Source organism: Ruegeria sp. N11 (assembly GCF_056531525.1).
The window spans coordinates 1-19,960 of record NZ_JBQFLX010000032.1; the positions used below are offsets into that span (position 1 = coordinate 1).

Here is a 19,960-nt window from a genome sequence, read left to right on the forward strand (position 1 = left end):
CCCCGACCTGCCCACCTTGTGCGGCCTCCTGAGCATTGGAAGAGGTCGCACAGAATGCGACAGAAACAATTGCTGTCGATGTCAGAAAAAAATTTCATTTGAGCCTCCCAGGCCGGCCGAATGCCCGCCCATGGCAGCATTTGGCGCAGTGGTCCGTCAAGGAGGACAAGCAAAATTTAATAGTGAGGCATGTGCGTGGTTGAGAAAGTTCTGATTTGTTCTGAGTGGCTACATTGTCTGCAGGGCGGCTATTTACCGGGTTCCGGAACTCTGCGTGGCAGCGAATATCGGCCCCGACCTTGTGAACGATTGGTGAGATGGCCGACCAAAACAGCCTTAACGACTCCCGGCCTTTGCCGGGAGCCGCTGGTAATGAAGACGACAGCCTCAAGGCGATCAGGCGTGCCCGCCACCAATCAGGCCGATGCCTGACGTCAGGCCGAACCATGCTTTGATCCGCAAACCGACAGCCTTGATGATCCCCATGGCCTGGATGGCATGTGCCACGGTTGTTCCCTCTAGGTCGCCGTCCAAACTCGTGGTGTAGGACTGAACAATGCAGCCGCTCCCTGGCACCAGAAGGGCGCGATGTTCAAGGTGCACCAGGTCAAGGTGCACGACGATCTGGCCTCGTTTCGCCTTTTCGCCAGGCTCGATCAGGCGACCGCTTGGGGCAAGCTGGCCTGAGGAAATCGGCTCCTGAATGCGCACGATACGAGCAGGCAGGATGGTGTTGCGCATCGAAATGTTGAAGTTGCTTTCGCAAGCAACCTCTGCGGCCATACCTTCGTACAATTCGGTGCGCGAGACCTGCGAGAACCCGGCGACAATGCGTCCACGCTCGGCATCTTTCCGGTCGGGTACGATCAGCAATGCGGGGCTCATCGCTGCTTGCGCTGCGCGCGAACCGACATTCAGGGTGACTTGTTCAACCACGCCGTCGACAGTGCTGTGTGTCAAAGTCTTGGACAGCTCGACCTGGGCCTGCTTCAGCGACGCGCGTGCCGATGCAAGTTGGGCCGGAAAGACGGCAGTCGCCTGGACCTGAGCCACACCCAGTTGCGTTTCTGCGGCTTTGACTTCCGCCTCGCGAGTATCCAGAGTTGCCTGCGCCCGTTCCAGCTGGCTCACCTGAAAAGCGGCGGAACCCTTGGACCGAAGCGCCTCGTGGTCCATCAGCACCAGCTCGGCCTGTTCTCTGGCGGTGATCGCAGCATCCAGCACCGCTTGCGCAGTTTGAACCTGCAGCTCGGCTGCCAGTTTTGCGCTTTCGATCTCTTCAACTTTGCGCGTTGCGAAGTCCACCGCAGCTTGTTCAGACGAATTCTCGACAGCAAACAATGGATCACCCGGTTTTACGCGGTCGCCGCCTTTTACATAGACGTCTGTGACGGTTCCGCCGTTCTCGGCAACCACAGGTACGGTTCTGAAGGGCACAAGGCCCGTGTAAGACTTGGGGTAGTAGTAGAAAACGGCGAAGAATACGATCAGCGCCAGTACAAACCACATGAAGACCGCGCGGTGGACGTTGTACAGAGTTACGGGCATCCCGCGCCACTTCAGGTAGAAGACGCGCAGAACAAACGGGAAGGATGTGACGAGCAGTTCGATCATTTTACCGCCTCCTCATTCGACGGGCGCCACCACAACATAAAGTCGCGGGCGATTGCGGTCAGCAGCAGGGCAGCGGGAAGCAGAATGCTGAAATGGCTGAGGGCCGGCATCAGTTCGTAGGCCAAAGCCACGGTCAGCATCATCGGAATGGTTGTGCGCAAGGGCGTGCCGCTTGCCTTATGCTCGGTGTAGCGGTCGAAACGTGCATAGAGATGTACGACCAATAGGATCGCCAGAAAGAAAACGGTCAGGCCAACCCAGGCATAAGTATCGGTTTGGCCCGGCGTAACCCACCAACGGGGGTCACCGCCAGAGGCGAAAGCAGGGGTTGAGATGACGCCAAGTACGGGCGCCATCAGGAACGCGGGTGGTTTCATGTTTCAAGTCCTTTTCTTACGCAGCTAAGCTGCGAACGAAGCGTTTCGGTTGTTGGGAACGTCAGGTCCCGGATGGTTTCTGTGAAGGTTCGGAGGGCCGTTCCTGCGGGGCATAAGGGGGATCCCAGCGCCGCCCTTGTGGAGATTTCTCGCCAAGTGCCGTGGGTTGCAGTCCGTGAATGCTGGCGCCGGACCACTCTTGTCTGGCGGTGTCCCGGATCGCCTTAAAAACGCGGTAGTACCTTGCGAAATTGATCATGGTCTTATCCTTTCTGATGACCCGGACCTAAACGTCATCACACGGGCGATCCTTAGGCTTCTGGACAATTGTTGTTGGCTTCTGGACAATTGCCCAACTGTCAGGGCTTGATCGTCAGTCAGGGGAGGAAGCAAAGGTGCCACGTATCAGCGCGTACAGATTGCAGCATGTCGGGCGTCTTTACGCGCAGGAGCCAGGTGCCCGAATTCCGTTTCCTGAGGTTCTGGAAATGGCCGGAGCCCCCAAAGACGTGATCGACGAACCCGATTCAACTGTCGAGCTGCTGCACGAGGCCGGAGCGGTCGAGACGGCGTGCCGTGTACTTGAGGATAAGACCTTTGCGGCCCGGGTCGGGCTTTCGGCACAAGGCCCCGGAACACTGCTTGCATATATCGTGCGGGCCGCCGAAACGATTGATGACGCATTGGCCATGACTCAGCGATTTTATGCGATGCAAGACCCCGACCTGCGTTTGGATGTCGTCGGTGCGCCAGATCATCCAAGGCTCACGCTGGAAAGCAATGTGATCCCGGCGCACCAATATCCCAGACATCGCGAGTTGCTATTGTTCGGTCTTTACAGGCGCATTCAGCAAATCACTTCCGGCAAGCTGGCGCCCGTATCGATCGAGCTGGAAACGGATGATGCCGCCCATTGTCGTTTGCTTTCCGCATTGGCGGAAACCACTGTCGAGGGGTTCAAAGCCGGATACGCCTTGAGTCTGCCGCCAAACGCCATGAGTTTTCGCATTCCAACCGCTGACCCGACCCTTTTGGGACATTTGCGCAGGCACGGTGAAGAGCAGTTGAAAGCGCGACCAGATGCCGTCCAAAGCCTGTCCGACCGCATTGTGGATATGCTCGGAGAACGTCTTCCAGGACCAATTCCAAACGGAGATGAATTTGCGGACGAGCTTGGACTGACACGCCGAACCATGACAAGGCGTCTGTCGGCTGAAGGGACAAGTTTCAAGTCTCTTCTGGAAGGTACGTTGTGCGACCTTTCAAAGCGCATGCTGCGTAGTGGCGAAGGTGTTGCGCGGGTGGCCTTCATGCTTGGCTTTGCCGATCAGGCCGCCTTTTCGGTTGCATTCAAGCGCTGGACCGGTGAGACGCCGGCAAGATTTCGTAAAGCCGGCCGTTAGTTTCTCCTGATCCTCGGGATCCTGAGAAAGTTGAGATGTCCAGGATCAACAAAACCTTGTCCCGTCTCCAAAAGAAAGCAGGCGTCAGTGTCACCTAGTTCAATGGCACACGGCGGCCGCGTTGGTTGCCGAGCCAGAACAAGGATGAACCCAATGAAGACCTCGAGAAATCTCTTTATCGCTCCGATCTCCGGCGCACTTCTGATCACGATGGCTGTGACCGCTCAGGCGGATTACGTCACCGACAAGGCGATCAAAGGCGCAGTTGTCGGCGCCACCGTGGCCGGTATTGCCGGTGAAAGCATCGTGGGTGGCGCTGCCGCTGGCGCTGCGGTCGGTGCTGTCGGCGGCGCGATCCAGAAAGACAACTTTGAAGACGCGCAGGATGAAGCACAAGAGCGCCGCGATGACTTCAAGGAAGACCACAAGCGCTGAAACGATGACTGAAGTGTAACGGAAGAAGGAGGGGATACAGCCGAACACAACTGACGGGTCAGCCTAAACTCCCTTGGACAAGCGCTGTTAGCATCCAGTCGCAACTTGACTGACCACCCCTCACAGAACTCGCACAGTTTCTGACAGGTTGCCATCCGGCTCTCGCACAAGCCGGGTGGCAATTTTGTTTTTGGCCCGCGAATGCCACGCGTTTCCTGAAGGCGCGGATTCAAATTTCAACCCCCAGCCTTGGCCATTGCGACCTGGGTTTTGTCCAAAACCCTAAAACAACCGTCCAGAACCCAAACGAACCGAAACAGGCTGCACCCCAAATTCGGCTCATCTGAATGACATCGACGGGCCGGCAACTGACGCAACTTCAGTGGCTGCTGCTTATTGCACTCAACGCCAAAGGACACGGCAATGAACCTGTTCATAAACTTCGACGCAGAGACCCTGGCACGTATCCAGTTTGCCTTCACTGTGTCGTTCCACATCATCTTCCCGGCCTTTTCCATTGGCCTCGCAAGTTACCTGGCCGTCCTAAACGGTCTCTGGCTTTGGCGCAAAGAGCGCGCCTACCTCAACCTTTTCAACTACTGGAAAAAGATCTTCGCCGTTGGCTTTGCGATGGGTGTCGTGTCCGGCATCGTGATGTCGTACCAATTCGGCACGAACTGGAGCACATTCTCGGACACCGCAGGCCCTGTGATCGGTCCCCTGATGGCCTATGAAGTCATGACGGCCTTCTTCCTTGAGGCAGGTTTCCTCGGCATAATGCTGTTCGGTCGCGAGCGCGTCGGTCCCGTCTTGCACATGATGGCCACGGCGATGGTCGCCCTTGGCACGCTGATATCGGCCACGTGGATCCTATCGGTCAATTCCTGGATGCAGACCCCGGCCGGGTTCGACATCAACGAACTGGGGCAGTTCATCCCCGTTGACTGGTGGTCGATTGTCTTCAATCCGTCCTTCCCCTACCGCCTGACGCACATGGTCCTTGCCGCCTATCTCACGACCGCCTTCGTCGTGGCCGGGGTTGCGGCATGGCACTTGCTACGTCGTAATCGCACGGCCGAGGTCACCCGAATGTTCTCGATGGCAATGTGGATGGCCGTTCTGGTCACCCCTCTGCAGATCGTTGCGGGCGACCTTCATGGTCTGAACACGCTGGAGCATCAGCCGCAGAAAGTGATGGCGATGGAGGGTCACTTTGACAGTCATCCCGAAGGCGCACCGCTGATCCTGTTTGGCATTCCTAACGAGGATGAAAAGCGCGTTGACCACGCCATCGCAATACCAAAGCTGTCTTCGCTGATCCTGAAACACGATCTGAACGCGCCGCTTGACGGGCTGGACACCATTCCCGACGACGAAGAACCACCGGTCGCGATCGTCTTCTACAGCTTCCGCGTCATGCTCGCCATCGGCTTCGCCATGCTGGGCGTCGGCTTGTGGTCGCTTGTTCAAAGGTTGCGCGGCCGCCTCATTGAAGATCGCTGGTTGCACCGGGCATCCGTCCTGTTGGCGCCCAGCGGGTTTGTGGCGGTACTGGCTGGTTGGATCACCACCGAAGTCGGGCGCCAGCCGTACACGGTGTACGGGCTGATGCGAACATCGGACTCCCTTTCACCAGTGGACGCACCTGCTGTTGCAGCTTCTCTGATTGCCTTCATCGTCGTGTACTTCGCCGTATTCGGAGCCGGCACGTTCTACATGCTGCGCCTTATGGGAAAACCACCCGCCGGAGGTCTTCAGCACAGCCACAAATCCATTGAAATCTCTAGTTTGGCGGAGGCGGCGTAATGCTTGAACTCTCGACAATCTGGGCAGGCATCATTGCCTTTGCCGTTCTGACCTATGTGATCCTGGACGGCTTCGATCTTGGAGTTGGAATCCTGTTCCCCTTCGCGAAAACCGACAAAGATCGGGATGTCATGATGAACTCGGTCACGCCGGTATGGGACGGAAACGAAACCTGGCTGGTCATGGGCGGCGGAGGTTTGTTCGCCGTGTTCCCGCTGGCCTATTCCGTGGTGATGCCCGCAATCTACATGCCGATCATCATCATGCTGCTTGCGCTCGTCTTCAGGGGCGTGGCCTTCGAATACCGGTGGCGAACGGTGCGTGGGCGCTGGCTGTGGGATGTCGCGTTTCACGGCGGGTCAACCGTAGCAGCCTTCTGCCAAGGCATCGCGCTTGGCGCGCTGGTCCAGGGTATCCCGGTCGAGGATCGGCTTTACGCAGGTGGACAATGGGATTGGCTGACACCATTCTCAGTGCTGACCGGGGTGGCCCTGGTGATCGGGTATGCGTTGCTGGGAGCAACCTGGCTCAATATGAAAACCACATGGGCCTTACAGTGTCAGATGCGTAGGTATGCCCAACCGCTGATGCTCTTGACGCTCGGGTTGATCGGTCTTGTCAGCCTTCTAACCCCGTTCCAGGACCCCGTTTATCTGATCAGATGGTTTTCGTGGCCCGGTGTCACATTCTCTGTGATTGTACCCGCCGTTGTTACTGGCATTGCGTGGAATCTGCATTGCGGCCTTAGAGATCGGCGAGATTATCGACCCTTCTTCTGCGCCATTGGCTTGTTCGTCGTCTGCTTCATCGGCATTGGGATCAGCTTCTATCCCTATATGATACCCCCAAGCCTCACGATTACTGAAGCCGCAGCGCCGGACAACAGTTTGGCTTTCGCACTCGTCGGAGCCGTCATTCTGCTGCCTGTAATTCTGGCTTACACTGCTTACACGTACTGGGTTTTCCGCGGGAAGATTGATCCAGAGGAGAGTTACCATTGAAAACCCTAAACCGAGTTTTCTGGTTCGGCGCGATCTGGTTCAGCAGCGTTGTGTGCCTGGCATCTGTCGCGTTTTTTATCCGGTTGTTTATCCCGTGAAAACCCATGGAACCTGCCCGAACCCTTTTGGGCTAAAGTCGCCGATCTGGAACAGCGCTGTCGGGCCCATCGATCCGGACCGGAGTGTCCTGAGGCGTTCGTTTTGGCGCTGAATTCAGTCAAAGAGGGTGAAAGCCCTCATTTGGTTTTGTTGAACGCCAGAATTTGACAGAACTCTCTCTCGATGCTTACCTGTCAGCGACATAGCGGAATGAGTTTAAATCTATTGTCTTTTCAATGTGCTGAGACGTCACGAGCAGTGCCGGCTCGAGCTGTGTAGAAGCCCAGGGGTTTGATGATGGAATTGATCACTGAACAACTACGCGCCTTTCCGATAATGGCGCTTTTTTTGTGTCTGGGTCTGGGATACGGAGTCGGGAAATTCCGGGTCGGCAAGTTTGAGCTGGGCGGCATAGCGGGCACTTTGCTTGTGGCCGTATTTGTCGGACAGATTGGCGGTATAAACCTGAGCGCGGATGTTCAGAACGTCTTTTTTTCATTGTTTATCTTCATGGTGGGCTACAACGGAGGCCCTCAGTTTTTCGCAGCATTGAACCGGACGGCGCTGACCAAACTATTGGCCGCCTTTATGATGACCTTGTGGGGATTGTTCTTTGTTGTCGTCGTGGCCAGACTGGCGGGACTGGACAAAGGACTGGCTGCGGGTCTGGCGGCTGGCGGGCTGACTCAATCGGCCATTATCGGAACCGCAGGAAACGCTATCGATCTGCTGGGTCTGGCATCGGATGAAGCCGAAAAGCTCAAGACAAACATCGCTGTGGGTTACTCGGTTACCTATATCTTTGGCTCAATCGGTCCAATTCTGGCTGTCAGTGTCATCCCGATCATAATGCGCGTTGATCTGCGACAAGAAGCTATCAAGCTGGCTCAGAAACTCAGCGGTGGTGGTCACAAGCTGGAAGAAGGCGAGTTCCTTCCAATGAACCGCTTTGAAGCCCGGGCATACCAGGTGAACGCCGATGCGGCCATTGTTGGAAAACCGGTTAAGGACATTGAGAGCGGTTACCAGGGCGATCTTGTGGTCGAACGGTTGCTGCAAAATGGTGCTCCCGTCGATCCAACGCCGGAGACGTCGGTCAACGCCGGAGATGTCATCGTTGTCTCAGGCCTTGTCGCAACTCTCACTCAATTCGAAGGCACTGTCAGTGGTGAAATCGGAGAGTATCCGCCGGAGCTGACAGTTGTGGAAGAGCGTCGCAACGTTGTGGTCACCAACCGCAAACTGACCGGCAAAACCCTTGCCGAACTGCGCGCGGCGCTTACAGCGGATCAGCGGCGCGGTGTCCATATCTCGAAAATCACCCGAATGGGCCATGACATACCGGTTCTGCAAAATACCGAAATCCATGCGGGCGACGAGATCAGTATCGTCGGCCACAAGGACGATCTGAACCGGGTTTCAAAGCTTGCGGGCTATGTGCCTCCGTCGGCCTCGGTCACGAATTTCGTGGCGTTGGGGATCGGTGTGGCGATCGGTTATCTGATCGGCGAGATCAGCTTTGATATCGCGGGTACCAAAGTGGCACTGGGCTCGGGGCTCGGATGCCTCGTAACGGGGCTGATCATTGGCTATTTGCGCATCAGACGACCCAAGATTGGCGGCATTAATCGGGGTGCGGCGAATTTCCTTCAAAGTTTCGGATTGGCCGTTTTCGTGGGTGTCGTCGGCCTGAATGCCGGGCAACCCGCGCTGGAAGCGATTCAGGAGTACGGCATCACCCTCCTGCTTCTGGGAATCCTGGTGACGTTGATGCCGATGATCGTACAATTCCCGATCAACTATTTCGTCCTGCGCATCAAGAACCCGGTCGAGGGCTGCGCCGTTGTAACCGGTTCACGCTCAGGCAATCCGGGTTTTGCAACGCTGCTGGAAAAGACGGGCAATGCGACCCCAACGCCCGCCTTTACAATGACCTACGCCGTGGCAAACATCTTCCTGACCCTCTGGGGACCGCTGGTCGTGGCATTTGTTCCCTAGGCCGATCCTTAGGAACACGGCCCCGAAGCGCGGCGACACATAGCTGATGGGTAGGCTGCAAAGTATCGTCGGGCAGGGAGATGGCCAAAGCTTTGCCCGCTTAGCTTCTTGTGCCCGCACCTAGCCGTGTAACGGCAACCCTTTCGACGCGCGATACGCTTGCACATAGCCAACGGCCACGGCCCGGACCGCGCGACCAATCTGCCGATACGCGCTGTCGTCCAGGTTGGCAAAGGACACCCGCGCCGACCAGTTGGGGGCATCAAAACCCGATCCGTTCAGCAGAACAATCCCGTGATCCTGTGCCAGCTTGAAGGATATATCGAGGGGGTGGACGTTGTCTTTGATCCAGGCAACCACCTCTTCGCCCACGTATTTCCGAAGCCAGAACTCGAAATCGATGATGCCGTAGTATTTGTCGAACAACGGGTTGTCGGGCACTTCAATGCCCAAGCCTTCGACCAACTCGTCAAAGCGGTGTTTCAGGATACCCCAGCAGAATTTCTGATAGCCTTTCTGTTCATCCATCAGTTCGACCAGCGAAAACAGCGTCATCATCACTTGCTGCGGCAATGACAGCCCCGCCGTGTGGTTCAGTGCCACATCGCGGCTGTCGGCCACAATGCGGTCGATAAACTTGAAGGACGAAGGATCCGGGGTCAGGGTCTGATACCGCGCGTTGACCACGGCCTTTGTCTCGGCCGGCGCCTCGGCAATCATCCTGTCGAAGATGTTGTTTTCGGCCACCAGGATTGCGCCAAGACGCCAGCCGGTGCAGCCGAAGTACTTTGAAAAGGAATAAACCCCGATCGTGTTCTCGGGCAGATGCCCCATCACCGACTGGAAGTTCGGAACGAAGGTACCATAGACGTCATCCGTAAGGATGATCAGATCAGGGCGACGAGTTTTGACGAATTCGACCAACCGGGCCATGACCTCGGAACTGATCGCGACCGAAGACGGGTTGCCTGGGTTGACCAGAAACAGCGCCTTGACCTTCGGATCGGCCAGTTGCTCGTGGTCGTCATCAGTCAGTTGAAAGTGATCTTTCTCGGCCGAGGACACATCCACGACATTCAGCCCATAATCCTCGAGCACCGGCATTTCCAGATAAGGCGTGAATATCGGGGTACCCAATGCGATGGTGTCACCCGCATTCAGCAGACGTTGGTTCTTGAGCGCCTTGAAGATGTAGCACATCGCAGCCGTGCCGCCCTCGACCGCGTAAATGTCGAATTTCGCGTCGGGCCGGAAACCGGCGCACATCGCCCACATCACGTATTCATGGACGATCGCCTCGTTGTGCATCATGCACCGGTCAGGCATTGGGTAGTGGTCACCGACAATGCCGTCGGTCAGTTCCAATACAAAATCGTCAGGGACAAAGCCGAACTTCTCAATCGCGAAGTCCACCACATCAACCAGAGTGTCCGCACCCGGAGGGCCATTCTTATCTCTCGAATCCGCACAATACGTCTTGAGCCGGTCATAGCATCCATCCCCCTGCGGCATTCCGGCCAAACCGACCTGCTGTTCATTGCGATGGCGCTGCGCTTCGGTCATCGCGAATTGACCCAGAAGAAAAAACGCCTCGCGTGCCTTTGTTGCGATCCAGTTGGGGTTGCCACGTCCCGCATTCAGATAGGGAAGAGCCATCTGGCGCGACTCTTTCTGTGCCAGCTTGATGAGTTCGTCTTTGATTTGGAAAGGACTTAGATTTTCGTACTTATGCAGGTCCAGCGTATCTGGCATGGCATCAAACCCTTTGTTTATAATGTCGGAAATATTCGACCGGATCGTACGCAATGAGTTGTGCCTGTGTAAACAATGCTGTGGCGTGCAGATTGATTTGGAGGGTGCCCTGGCGGCGATGATTGGGTTGGTCCAGAACGACAAAAGCCGCCTTGCGGCGGCTGGTTCGGTAAAAGTGGTTGCGGGAGCAGGATTTGAACCTGCGACCTTCAGGTTATGAGCCTGACGAGGTGAAGACGTTAAGCAATTGATCCGGGGGATCAATTGTAGTCTGAACGGGCTGCTTTGAGATATTCCGACGCTGGTTGCGGGAGCAGGATACCAACGATGCTTGCAGTCTCTGCTCTTTTGTTCTGCATAGGCGTAGTTCAGATACTTTTTCAGTTTCTTCTTAGGCACTTGTCATGTGTTTAGGCTTGTTAACTTAAGCTGATCGTCCGCTTCGCGCTGGTGAACGGACATCCGACAGAAACAGTCAGATGACTGTTTCGAGACCGAAGCGGTCACTAAAATGCGACAAACAAAGCATTCCGTTTCTTTTGCTTTAAGCAATTGCTGCAATGCGGCATAGTGATGGTGCATGTGCGATAAAGTCTCATGGAGCTTCGGTTGTGCCTAAGAAAAAAATAGATATCGCTCTTCAGGGTGGTGGATCGCATGGCGCTTTCACTTGGGGCGTTCTGGATCGATTGCTGCAGCTTGAAGATCTTGAAATAGTTGGCATTTCTGGCACCAGTGCCGGGGCAATGAATGCCGTCGCCCTGGCACAGGGCCTAACACAGGCTGGGCCTGAGGGTGCTCGCAACTTGCTTAGGCACTATTGGACACAGGTGAGTCGGGCCAGCAGGGCGAGTCCATACAAACGAACTTTGTGGAACAGGTTACGAGGCGATTGGAGCCTGGAGCATTCTCCCGGCTTCATCATTTCCCAGTTTACGCGTCAAATGGCGTCACCATACCAGTTCAATCCGCTCAACATTAATCCCTTACGGGACCTTGTGCGGAACTGTTTTGATTTTGAAGCCATCAATTCAGCAGAAGGGCCGCGCATCTTTCTGTCCGCTACAAATGTGCGGACCGGGCGCCCCAAAGTCTTTCGCCAACCCGATCTAAGTGCAGATGCGGTCATGGCGTCGGCCTGCCTTCCACATGTCTTCAAAGCTGTGGAAATTGACGGAGAAGCGTATTGGGATGGCGGTTACATGGGTAATCCACCGCTCTTCCCCTTGGTGGACGAGACCGAGGCGCGAGACATTGTCATTGTTCAAATTAATCCGTTCGAACGCGCGGAAATTCCCACAACGCCCTATGAGATCGAAAATCGCCTTAATGAAATTACGTTCAACGCCAGCTTGATGAAAGAATTACGCTCTCTAGGGTTCCTTTGGGAGATTATAGAACACGACAATCTGGATCGCGCGGCTTACCGCGATGGGCGCTTGCACAGGATCCATGCATCCGGGGCTATGTGTGACCTCGGCGTGTCCAGCAAGATGAACGCCGAGATGGCCTTTCTGGACTACCTTTTCGAAATCGGGCGTAAAACTGCTGACGAGTGGGTGAACTCAGAGTGGCCAGACGTTGGAAAGACCTCAACGTGGCGGCCTAGAGAGATTTTTGAAGAAAGCCTCCAGCCGGCGCATCTGGCCGAAGGTACCGATCGGGAGGCCAAGAAATGATGGAGATAGCCTCTGTTCTACTCTCGCTCTTTTTGCTCATGTACTTTGCGTTCCGCGGTGTCACACTGCTGATATTGGCGCCGCTCCTTGCTTTGCTGGCAGCTGCTTTGACGGGCGCATTGCCGCTGCTGGCCAGCTTCACGCAGATATTCATGACGAATACAGGCGATTTCATCATTTCGTTTTTTCCTCTGTTCTTTCTTGGTGCAATATTCGGCAAGCTAATGGACGACAGCGGCTCGGCGCGTTCGATCGCACATTGGGTGATCTCCAAGCTTGGCACTGACAAAGCCATTCTGGCGGTCGTCTTGTGCTGTGGCGTACTAACCTACGGTGGGGTCTCGCTCTTCGTGGTGGCATTCGCGATCTATCCGATCGCAGCCGCTCTCTTCCGTGACGCGGATATTCCCAAACGGCTTATTCCCGGAGCGCTCGCGCTTGGCGCGTTCACTTTCACGATGTCGGCTCTACCTGGCACCCCTGCGATCCAGAACGCCATCCCGATGCCATTCTTCGGAACCACAGCCTTCGCCGCACCGGGTCTTGGGATCATCGCGGCCGCCATCATGGCTGTTCTAGGAATGGCGTGGCTCAACCGCCGCGCGTCCCGTGCAGAAGCTGCCGGTGAAGGATATGGACAACACGATGAGGTGCTTCCCGAACTGGACAGTGAGATGCGCACGCGATCCCAGGGCGAAGGCTTCGACTTGAACGAAATTGAACCAAGCAATACGCCTCAAACGATTGAACCGAGCTTCGCGCTGGCCATCACCCCGGTAGTGCTTGTGGTCGTGGTTAATTTCCTCTTCATCCAAGTAGCCGTTCCGCGTTTTGATGCCAGTTATCTTGCCGAACCGTTGTTTGGTCAGACAACAATTGAGGCTGTACGTGGCGTTTGGTCAATCATTGTCGCACTTACCACTTCGATCCTGTTTCTGCTCGCAGCAAATTGGACCCGTCTGGTAAGCGTCAAAACAAGCCTCAACAAGGGAGCTGATGCGGCCGTATTGCCGATCTTCAACACAGCCAGTCTCGTGGGTTTTGGCGCCGTTATAGCGGCACTACCGGTTTTTCAGGCGATCACAAATGCCATGCTCGGCTTGAGTGAGGGCAATCCACTTATTGCCGTGGCGGTTTCTGTTACGACGCTCTCAGCGATCACGGGTTCTGCCTCTGGCGGTATGAGTATCGCTCTTGATGCATTAGGTTCACAATTTGTCGAACTTGCCGCCGCAACCAATACCTCGTTGGAAGCCATGCATCGCGTAACATCTGTCGCTTCGGGCGCTCTCGACGCCTTGCCCCATAACGGTGCGGTGATCACGGTGCTCGGTATTTGTGGACTGACCCATCGAGAAGCATATGGTGATATATTCGTAGTTGCTGTTCTGGTGCCGATGATTGCATTGATTGCAATCATCCTGCTTGGGTCACTTTTCGGCGGGTTTTAATGCCTGATAAGATCAGAAAACTCGGCGCAGCGCCGTCGTCGGATGGAGAGAGATCGCCACCCATCCGAACGCCTTTTACGTAGCCTAAGGTAGGTTCGAAACGAACATTTGGATAATAAATGCATTAGCAATATCGACAAAGAAAGCTGAAACCAACGGAAGCACAATGAAGGCAAGCGGAGATGGGCCGTACTTGTGCGTCACAGCAGTCATGTTTGCGATAGCCGTTGGCGTAGCTCCGAGAGCGAAACCCGCGAAACCAGCCGACATCACGCCAGCAAAGTAGTTTCGCCCCATCGTTCGATAGACAACGAAAATGATAAAAACAGCAGCAGCGGCAGCTTGAAGCGTCATAGTAACGGCTAAAACCCCAGCGGAACCCGCCAAAGTCCAAAGTTGCATACTCATCAGCGACATTGAAAGAAACACCGCTAGCGAGAAGTCTTGCAATAGTTGCAAAGAAGCGGTTCCCGTTGGTGTTTTGATCTTTGGGAAAACTCTGGGCGTCAGGTTTGCAAGTAAAATACCAGAAAGAAGGCATGGCACGAAGAGTGGCAAGTTTGCTCCGGTCAGCTCCAGCGATTCATCTGCAATGTAACCAATCACAATTGCAACATGTGTCCAAAGAATGGCTCTCATCATTCCAGGATTTGTTGGACCACCGGTTGGATCGTTTGAAGCAACCACTCCACTGCCTTCTTCGTTGGAATTGGTAGCCGCAGTTTTTTCCTTCGCACTTGGTTCTAGTTGGTCACGGGCGATCAAGTAGCTGGCGATTGGACCACCTATCAGGCTCGCCATGATCAATCCGATCGTCGCCGCTGCTATACCGAGTTCCGCTGCGCCCGCTACAGCATATTGCTCTTCTACCACTGGGCCCCACGCTATCGCGGTACCGTGACCACCAATTAGAGATGTAGTTCCCATCATCACACCAGCTTGGGATGGCAACCCAAATAGTGAAGCCCCAACAACGCCTATTCCGTTTTGGATAAACATGTACCCAATGGTCAGTACAAGCATAAGGCCCAGAAGCGGTCCGCCTTTAATTAGGTCCGAAAACCTGGCATTAAGCCCAATTGTGGTGAAGAAATAGATCAGCAAAGAGTCGCGCGAAGCCAAATCATAAACTACTTCTCGACCTGTCGCAGTCACCACGCCTAGCGTCACAAGTGCAGCCAGCAAGCCCCCTGAAACCGGCTCGGGGATTGAGTACTTGCGTAAAAACTCAAACTGCTCTGTGAGCCTGGAACCGAGAAAGTACACGACGATGCCCAGTGTCACAGCAATAAAACTATCAACCACTATCGGTTCTGCCATGAACAGCCTCCTAACTTCGCTGCGCGACTAACCCCACCTTTTGCAGCGGCATCGCGTCCTTCGAAAACTACGACAACTCTCGCTTTGGTTTGCTGCACTCAACCTTGGAGGTGGCAAAGCTCTACCTGCAGCCTTTTCAGTTCTGTCTCATAGCACTATTTAGAGATCTTCTTATTCTTCGCCATTCCCAACACCTCTTTGCCACAAGTAGCTTTTTTTCTTAGCACACTTGGAGTGAGTTCGTTCGCCGCAAAGGACTTGGGGACAAAACAAACCAACAACCTACGCGTCCAGAATTTCCGGCGCCTCTATTACCGGCCACCAGACATGCGTGGCGAGCCATTCATAATCAGCCCCACCGGCACCGTTCATTCCAGTTGATTGCTTGTGTGCAGAAATAAGTTTTTGGCTGAAACGATGCCCCCCTCGGACGAACTTTTTGAGTTCGCGATGCACGGTCCAGTTTAGAGCCAATCCCAACTCAGTGATTTGAAACCCATCGTCAACACGCTGCAAGTTCGGGTCAGCTAAGAGCTTTAACTGTCGTCTTACGCTGGTCTGAGGCAGGTTTGTGTATTTGGCTAAACCGCGCGTTGTCCAAGGTTGAGGGTGAATAACAAGTGCTTGATGCACCCTCTGCATAGGGGGAGGATACTTGAAATGATCAAACGTAACTTGCCAGCGGCGCCAAAGACGCAACCGATTGCGCTCAGTTTCACTCATCGACATAGTCAAATACTTTAATGGTTGTGGTTCAACTGGCAAGTCGACTTAAGCAAGGTTCCCGTTAGCGACATGAAGCCTCTGTGGTTTACCGTGGCGGATGATCGCTCCAAAGTGTCCCCGACTTAAAACGCTGATAACCGTAATCAAACAGCGCTCGCATATACTCTGGATCGAACGGCTCAGCTAGAGGATAGTCGAAGTCCGTCCCGATCCAAGCGGCTTGGTATTCAGCGCCTCTCTGAAGGCTTAGTTTGTACGCAATCGTGAGATCATCTACGCCTTGTGCTTTAATAAGTGTAGAAAGCGAGCGTGCAGATACTTGGAAAACCCCCGGTTTTGTTACTCTAAGTTCTGGCTCAACTTTGCCGTTTCGGATCGCATATAGCTTGCCACCGCGAGCATATTTTCTTGGGATATCCCATCCAGGCACGTAAGCGGTCTGAGAATAGACACCACCATCAACGTGAAGTTCATCCCGAACACCATCCTGAGTTTCGACGTCGATCAAAACGGGAGGGAAAACGCCTGGTATTGAGGCTGAGGCTAGCAGCACGTCTACGAACACCTTTTTTGCGTTTGCTGCCCCGCTATTTGCGATGACGCCTAGGTCCCAAAGCACTGGCCTTTGTGCGTCCAAGCTGACCGATTGAACCAGCAAGCGCCGGCCGCGACGATGTTCGTTGGCAATTTTTGCTAGGAAATCGTCAGTAATGTAGCTTTCTATAAGTCGCCTTAGTGGATCAGAACTCTTCACAGAAGCGCCGCTCAGGATCCCAGTAACGAACCTTCCTCTGAAAATTCGGGACGGTGGCAGTCCACCGTATAGGTTTTTTAGCTCACCGTCATAATTGCTGCCCAAGAACGCAAAGGGCGCAGCCAACGCACCTGTGGAGACCCCTGTGACCGCCATGAACTCAGGGCGAGTGCCGGCTTCGCTCCATGCGGTAAGAATACCGGCGGCGAAGGCTCCATCTTCGCCACCCCCCGACAGCGTTAGTGTGTAATCTGACGAAACCCCCGATGCTTGTCGCTGGCGCAGAGCGGTTTCTAGAAGCTCGCTTATATTGGCCGGAGCAATATCAGCCCAATAACGAGCACCTTCGATGCGTGGGACTTGCGGGTTCTGGAGATCCGTTGCGCTTACTGGGGTCCTTGAAATACTTGAGCAAGCCGCTTGAAAAAGTAGCAGAAAAACAAAGAGTTTTCTCCAATTCATGCGTCCCGTCTCCCCCACAACTATCTGACTTGGACTAGGCCAGGACAAACGCCAATATCATTAACATGGACCACGTCTTTTGATCGTGGTTTTGATCTAAGGTGCGCTGTGTGTGCTCCCATCGCATTAGTCGCCTTCAAATTGAGCTCAACAAAAAGAACTTGATTTTCATGGTATTAACGTTTCTCGGAAGGGGCCATTTCTGTACTGGTTGGTAGGACGTCGGTGTGAGATGTCTGCTCAGCACGAGACACAGGCTCAACTGACCATACCCTTTTTCCCAAATACAAAGCAAAACAGAGCATGACCGCAAAATTCACCCAATAGAGCGCGATGTCACCGAAGTAGGTGGTAGCGGCATTCGCGATCAGGGGGCCAGTTATGGATCCTAAAGTCCAAACCAATAGCATAGTTACCGCCGCCGAAGACACAAAGACCGGAACCGTTCGGTCCAACGCGTGCGCTACAAGCAAAGAATAAAGGGTGAGCAAGCTACCACCCAGCAACACCAATATGATGGAAAGGACCACGAAACCGATTGAGTTGTAGTCGAATGAATTGGCGCTATGGTCGTAATCCACATCGACGAGAACCCCCATGACAAAAAGAACAAATGTTGCAGTGACCGATGCAATCAAGATTACTATCCGGCGATCCATCTTGTCGGATAGCCGACCAAGCGGAAACTGAAAAAGAACACGTCCGAAGTAGATTAATGCGACCATAATGGCCACATTTATGATCTCTATCCCAAGCTGGGCAGCGCTGTAGGGAACCACGCTCAACAGCGTTGTCGACACCATACCTATAGCAAAAGCACCGACAGCCGCAGCCGGTGCATCTTTGAACAATCCGCGCACCCTAATTGGTACCGGGGCGTCATTGTTGGGCGGCGTTGATCGAGTAGTCGAGATAACCATTATAGAAATGCAGTAAAATAATGCGACATAGACGAATGCCTCTCGGATATCACCAGGCACTACAAAAACTAAAAACTGACTGAATACCGCGACGATGCCTACGACAATCGAATAGACTGCGAGGACACTCCCACGGGTCTTTTCCGCTGCGGTCTCATTCAACCAAGTGTCGCCGATCGAAAACAGCCCTGCAGTCGCCAAACCGGCCAGGAAACGCAAAAAGATAAGAAAAGAGGTGCTGGTAGAAACAGAAAATAGTATCGCCACAGCTATCGCGATAGCAGCCCCAAACGCAAATGCACGGATATGCCCAAAATCGACAATGGATCTGGCCACGACAAAGCAGCCGACTAAGAATCCCGCCGAATATGCCGACGCCGCCACGGAAGCAGCTTCTTGAGATGCCCCAATTTCAGAAAACGCAAGTGGAACCAAAGTGCCAGATCCAGCAGTAGCCAATTGCACAGCAGCCATTGCTATGAAGAGAGACTGAAGATTGAGAACTTGTTTTCTAATTGCCAACACACCCTACCTTCAAGTTTTTGCTACTTCTCACATCTACTCAAGTAGATGCGCAGTATCTCCCTGAAATATGCGCCGCATCCCAAAAAACTGTAGCTCTGAGTTCTACTGAAATCGAAAACCGCTTGACACCATTGCGGTAGGTCCGGCTTTCGCGACGGCAGCATTCTTGTTGAATTTTAGCTTACGCTTTGTAATCCAACAATAAACTGTTTCCAATTCATGATATTTTCGCTGAGCCATTTTGGCTCACCCAAATTTGTGAAAGTCTACTGTTGCAGGCAGAGTTGGTTCAAACGATCTCTTCTCTCGCCAAGTTTCTTGTGCCCATCGCGAATGCCCAACAAGCGAGCAGCTTCGAATAAGAAGGTGAAAAATATGCATCTGAACTTCTTAGGGACGTTGGCGGCTGTTTTATTTTGTGCTTTTCCCATCGTAGCCGCAGCACAAGATACCCCCGCGACAATAAGACCAGCAAAAGTCTTCACTGTTCTTAAAGCCTCATCTGATTTTGAAAGAATTTATCCTGCTATTGTCTACCCTTCGAGGGAAGTTGAACTCTCTTTTCGAGTCAGTGGACGAATAATAGACTTACCAATTAGGGCCTCTAGCAATGTGGTGCAGGAAGGCGTTGTTGCGCAGCTAGACACACGAGACTTCGAAGTCGAGGTAGCAAGACTTAATAGCCAACTAGAAGAGGCAGAGGCGAATCTAATTGTACTGAGGTCAGGCGCACGCCCTGAAGAAATTACAGCTTTGGAAGCCTCGGTACAGGCCGCTAAAGCTCAACGAGATCAAGCTCGCGAAGAATACATCCGCTCAGCTCAGCTTTTGGAGAGGGGTGTAATCCCTACTGCCCAATACCAGCAACGTGAAGCTGCCTTTCGTCTGGCAGAGGCCGAACTCGTGTCGCGAGAAGAGCAGCTGACAATTGGTCGAGTCGGTGGGAGGCCCGAAGAGATAATTGCAGCGGAAGCGTCGATCCGTGGCCTAAAAACACAGGTTCAATCGGCAAAAAACGATCTTTCTGATGCTACGCTTCGAGCACCGTTCGATGGAACGATTGCCAAGCGCAACGTGGACAACTTCCGTAATGTTCAAGCCGGTGAAACCATCGCCTTAATCCAAGATCTTTCGACCGTGGATGTAAGTTATGACTTGCCCGGCACTGACATAATCGCGATGTCGTCAATTGGCTTCGACAATGTTGTTAGTATGGTTACGTTTGACTCGTTGCCGGGCGTAGAATTGAACGCAGACCTTGTCGAGTTTTCAACGCAAGCAGACGCAGCGACACAAACCTATCGTGGTCGTCTATCAGTAACCCCGCCTGAAGACTTGGTTGTACTGCCTGGGATGGTAGCGCGCGTGATTATTAGGGCGGACGGGCAAAGCGACACGCATGTTGTGGTTCCACTTTCAGCATTAGCGGCAAGCCCCGACGGTTCCCCTTATGTCTGGCTGTTGGATGGATCCAGCAACACCGTTAAGCGCCAACCAGTTGAATTGGGAGAAATATCTGACGACTTCGTGGTCGTAAAAGATGGCCTTGAAGAAGGACACATGGTTGTAACCGCAGGCTTGAGCGAACTGCTGGATGACATGGTAGTTCGCCCGATTTCAAAAGTTGGTGAGTAGCAA

The 19,960-nt window shown here is 53.9% G+C and carries 18 protein-coding genes; 9 read left to right on the top strand and 9 right to left on the bottom strand.

Annotated elements, in window-relative coordinates:
* Positions 1-396: 396 nt before the first annotated feature.
* The 3 genes from ACR0J8_RS22680 to ACR0J8_RS22690 all read right to left on the bottom strand — a co-directional run bounded on the left by ACR0J8_RS22680 (position 397) and on the right by ACR0J8_RS22690 (position 2,250).
* Positions 397-1,614 carry an HlyD family secretion protein gene (locus ACR0J8_RS22680; protein WP_480527778.1) on the bottom strand — a complete coding sequence of 406 codons (1,218 nt, stop codon included), beginning with the start codon at positions 1,612-1,614 and terminating at the stop codon, positions 397-399.
* Positions 1,611-1,970, bottom strand: a complete 360-nt coding sequence (locus ACR0J8_RS22685; RefSeq protein ID WP_480892477.1) for a hypothetical protein — start codon at positions 1,968-1,970, stop codon at positions 1,611-1,613. Before ACR0J8_RS22685 ends, ACR0J8_RS22680 begins: the two co-directional genes overlap by 4 nt.
* An 82-nt stretch (positions 1,971-2,052) precedes the next feature.
* Positions 2,053-2,250 (bottom strand): hypothetical protein, encoded by a 198-nt coding sequence (locus ACR0J8_RS22690; protein WP_480527775.1) that lies wholly within the window; start codon positions 2,248-2,250, stop codon positions 2,053-2,055.
* A 136-nt stretch (positions 2,251-2,386) separates the two neighbouring features.
* On the opposite strand from ACR0J8_RS22690, the gene ACR0J8_RS22695 reads away from it, so the two are divergent.
* From ACR0J8_RS22695 to aspT, 5 genes are all read left to right on the top strand, one after another.
* Positions 2,387-3,394 (top strand): helix-turn-helix domain-containing protein, encoded by a 1,008-nt coding sequence (locus tag ACR0J8_RS22695; RefSeq protein ID WP_480527773.1) that lies wholly within the window; start codon positions 2,387-2,389, stop codon positions 3,392-3,394.
* A 153-nt stretch (positions 3,395-3,547) separates the two neighbouring features.
* Positions 3,548-3,829 (top strand): hypothetical protein, encoded by a 282-nt coding sequence (locus ACR0J8_RS22700; protein ID WP_480527772.1) that lies wholly within the window; start codon positions 3,548-3,550, stop codon positions 3,827-3,829.
* A gap of 423 nt (positions 3,830-4,252) precedes the next feature.
* Positions 4,253-5,635: a cytochrome ubiquinol oxidase subunit I gene (locus tag ACR0J8_RS22705; RefSeq protein WP_480892481.1), complete on the top strand. Its 1,383-nt coding sequence runs from the start codon at positions 4,253-4,255 to the stop codon at positions 5,633-5,635.
* Complete coding sequence (cydB, locus tag ACR0J8_RS22710) at positions 5,635-6,636, top strand: cytochrome d ubiquinol oxidase subunit II (protein ID WP_480527768.1); 1,002 nt, start codon at positions 5,635-5,637, stop codon at positions 6,634-6,636. Before ACR0J8_RS22705 ends, cydB begins: the two co-directional genes overlap by 1 nt.
* 396 nt (positions 6,637-7,032) lie before the next feature.
* Entirely contained in the window at positions 7,033-8,733 is a 1,701-nt protein-coding gene (gene aspT / locus ACR0J8_RS22715) for an aspartate-alanine antiporter (protein WP_480527766.1), read from the top strand.
* A 120-nt stretch (positions 8,734-8,853) separates the two neighbouring features.
* Here aspT and ACR0J8_RS22720 read toward each other — a convergent pair whose 3' ends face one another.
* Complete coding sequence (locus ACR0J8_RS22720; protein ID WP_480527765.1) at positions 8,854-10,485, bottom strand: bifunctional aspartate transaminase/aspartate 4-decarboxylase; 1,632 nt, start codon at positions 10,483-10,485, stop codon at positions 8,854-8,856.
* Between the two features lie 22 nt (positions 10,486-10,507).
* On the opposite strand from ACR0J8_RS22720, the gene ACR0J8_RS22725 reads away from it, so the two are divergent.
* From ACR0J8_RS22725 to ACR0J8_RS22735, 3 genes are all read left to right on the top strand, one after another.
* Positions 10,508-10,705, top strand: coding sequence for a hypothetical protein (locus ACR0J8_RS22725; protein WP_480892486.1), 198 nt, complete (start codon positions 10,508-10,510; stop codon positions 10,703-10,705).
* Positions 10,706-11,096: 391 nt separating this feature from the next.
* The gene (locus tag ACR0J8_RS22730) at positions 11,097-12,164 is read left to right on the top strand and encodes a patatin-like phospholipase family protein (RefSeq protein ID WP_480892489.1); all 1,068 of its coding nucleotides are present in this window, start codon (positions 11,097-11,099) and stop codon (positions 12,162-12,164) included.
* Positions 12,161-13,615 carry a GntP family permease gene (locus tag ACR0J8_RS22735; protein ID WP_480892491.1) on the top strand — a complete coding sequence of 485 codons (1,455 nt, stop codon included), beginning with the start codon at positions 12,161-12,163 and terminating at the stop codon, positions 13,613-13,615. Before ACR0J8_RS22730 ends, ACR0J8_RS22735 begins: the two co-directional genes overlap by 4 nt.
* An 84-nt stretch (positions 13,616-13,699) precedes the next feature.
* Here ACR0J8_RS22735 and gltS read toward each other — a convergent pair whose 3' ends face one another.
* The 5 genes from gltS to ACR0J8_RS22760 all read right to left on the bottom strand — a co-directional run bounded on the left by gltS (position 13,700) and on the right by ACR0J8_RS22760 (position 18,319).
* Positions 13,700-14,935 (bottom strand): sodium/glutamate symporter, encoded by a 1,236-nt coding sequence (gene gltS, locus ACR0J8_RS22740; RefSeq protein ID WP_480892494.1) that lies wholly within the window; start codon positions 14,933-14,935, stop codon positions 13,700-13,702.
* Positions 14,920-15,033: a hypothetical protein gene (locus tag ACR0J8_RS22745; RefSeq protein ID WP_480442377.1), complete on the bottom strand. Its 114-nt coding sequence runs from the start codon at positions 15,031-15,033 to the stop codon at positions 14,920-14,922. Before ACR0J8_RS22745 ends, gltS begins: the two co-directional genes overlap by 16 nt.
* A gap of 184 nt (positions 15,034-15,217) precedes the next feature.
* Positions 15,218-15,658 carry a hypothetical protein gene (locus tag ACR0J8_RS22750; protein ID WP_170682580.1) on the bottom strand — a complete coding sequence of 147 codons (441 nt, stop codon included), beginning with the start codon at positions 15,656-15,658 and terminating at the stop codon, positions 15,218-15,220.
* A gap of 88 nt (positions 15,659-15,746) precedes the next feature.
* Entirely contained in the window at positions 15,747-16,877 is a 1,131-nt protein-coding gene (locus ACR0J8_RS22755; protein WP_480892497.1) for a patatin-like phospholipase family protein, read from the bottom strand.
* A 176-nt stretch (positions 16,878-17,053) separates the two neighbouring features.
* The gene (locus ACR0J8_RS22760) at positions 17,054-18,319 is read right to left on the bottom strand and encodes an MFS transporter (protein WP_480713953.1); all 1,266 of its coding nucleotides are present in this window, start codon (positions 18,317-18,319) and stop codon (positions 17,054-17,056) included.
* Between the two features lie 336 nt (positions 18,320-18,655).
* Here ACR0J8_RS22760 and ACR0J8_RS22765 point away from each other — a divergent pair, with 336 nt between their 5' ends.
* On the top strand, positions 18,656-19,957 hold the full coding sequence (locus tag ACR0J8_RS22765; RefSeq protein WP_480892501.1) for an efflux RND transporter periplasmic adaptor subunit: 1,302 nt from the start codon (positions 18,656-18,658) through the stop codon (positions 19,955-19,957).
* The last annotated feature ends 3 nt before the right edge of the window (positions 19,958-19,960 follow it).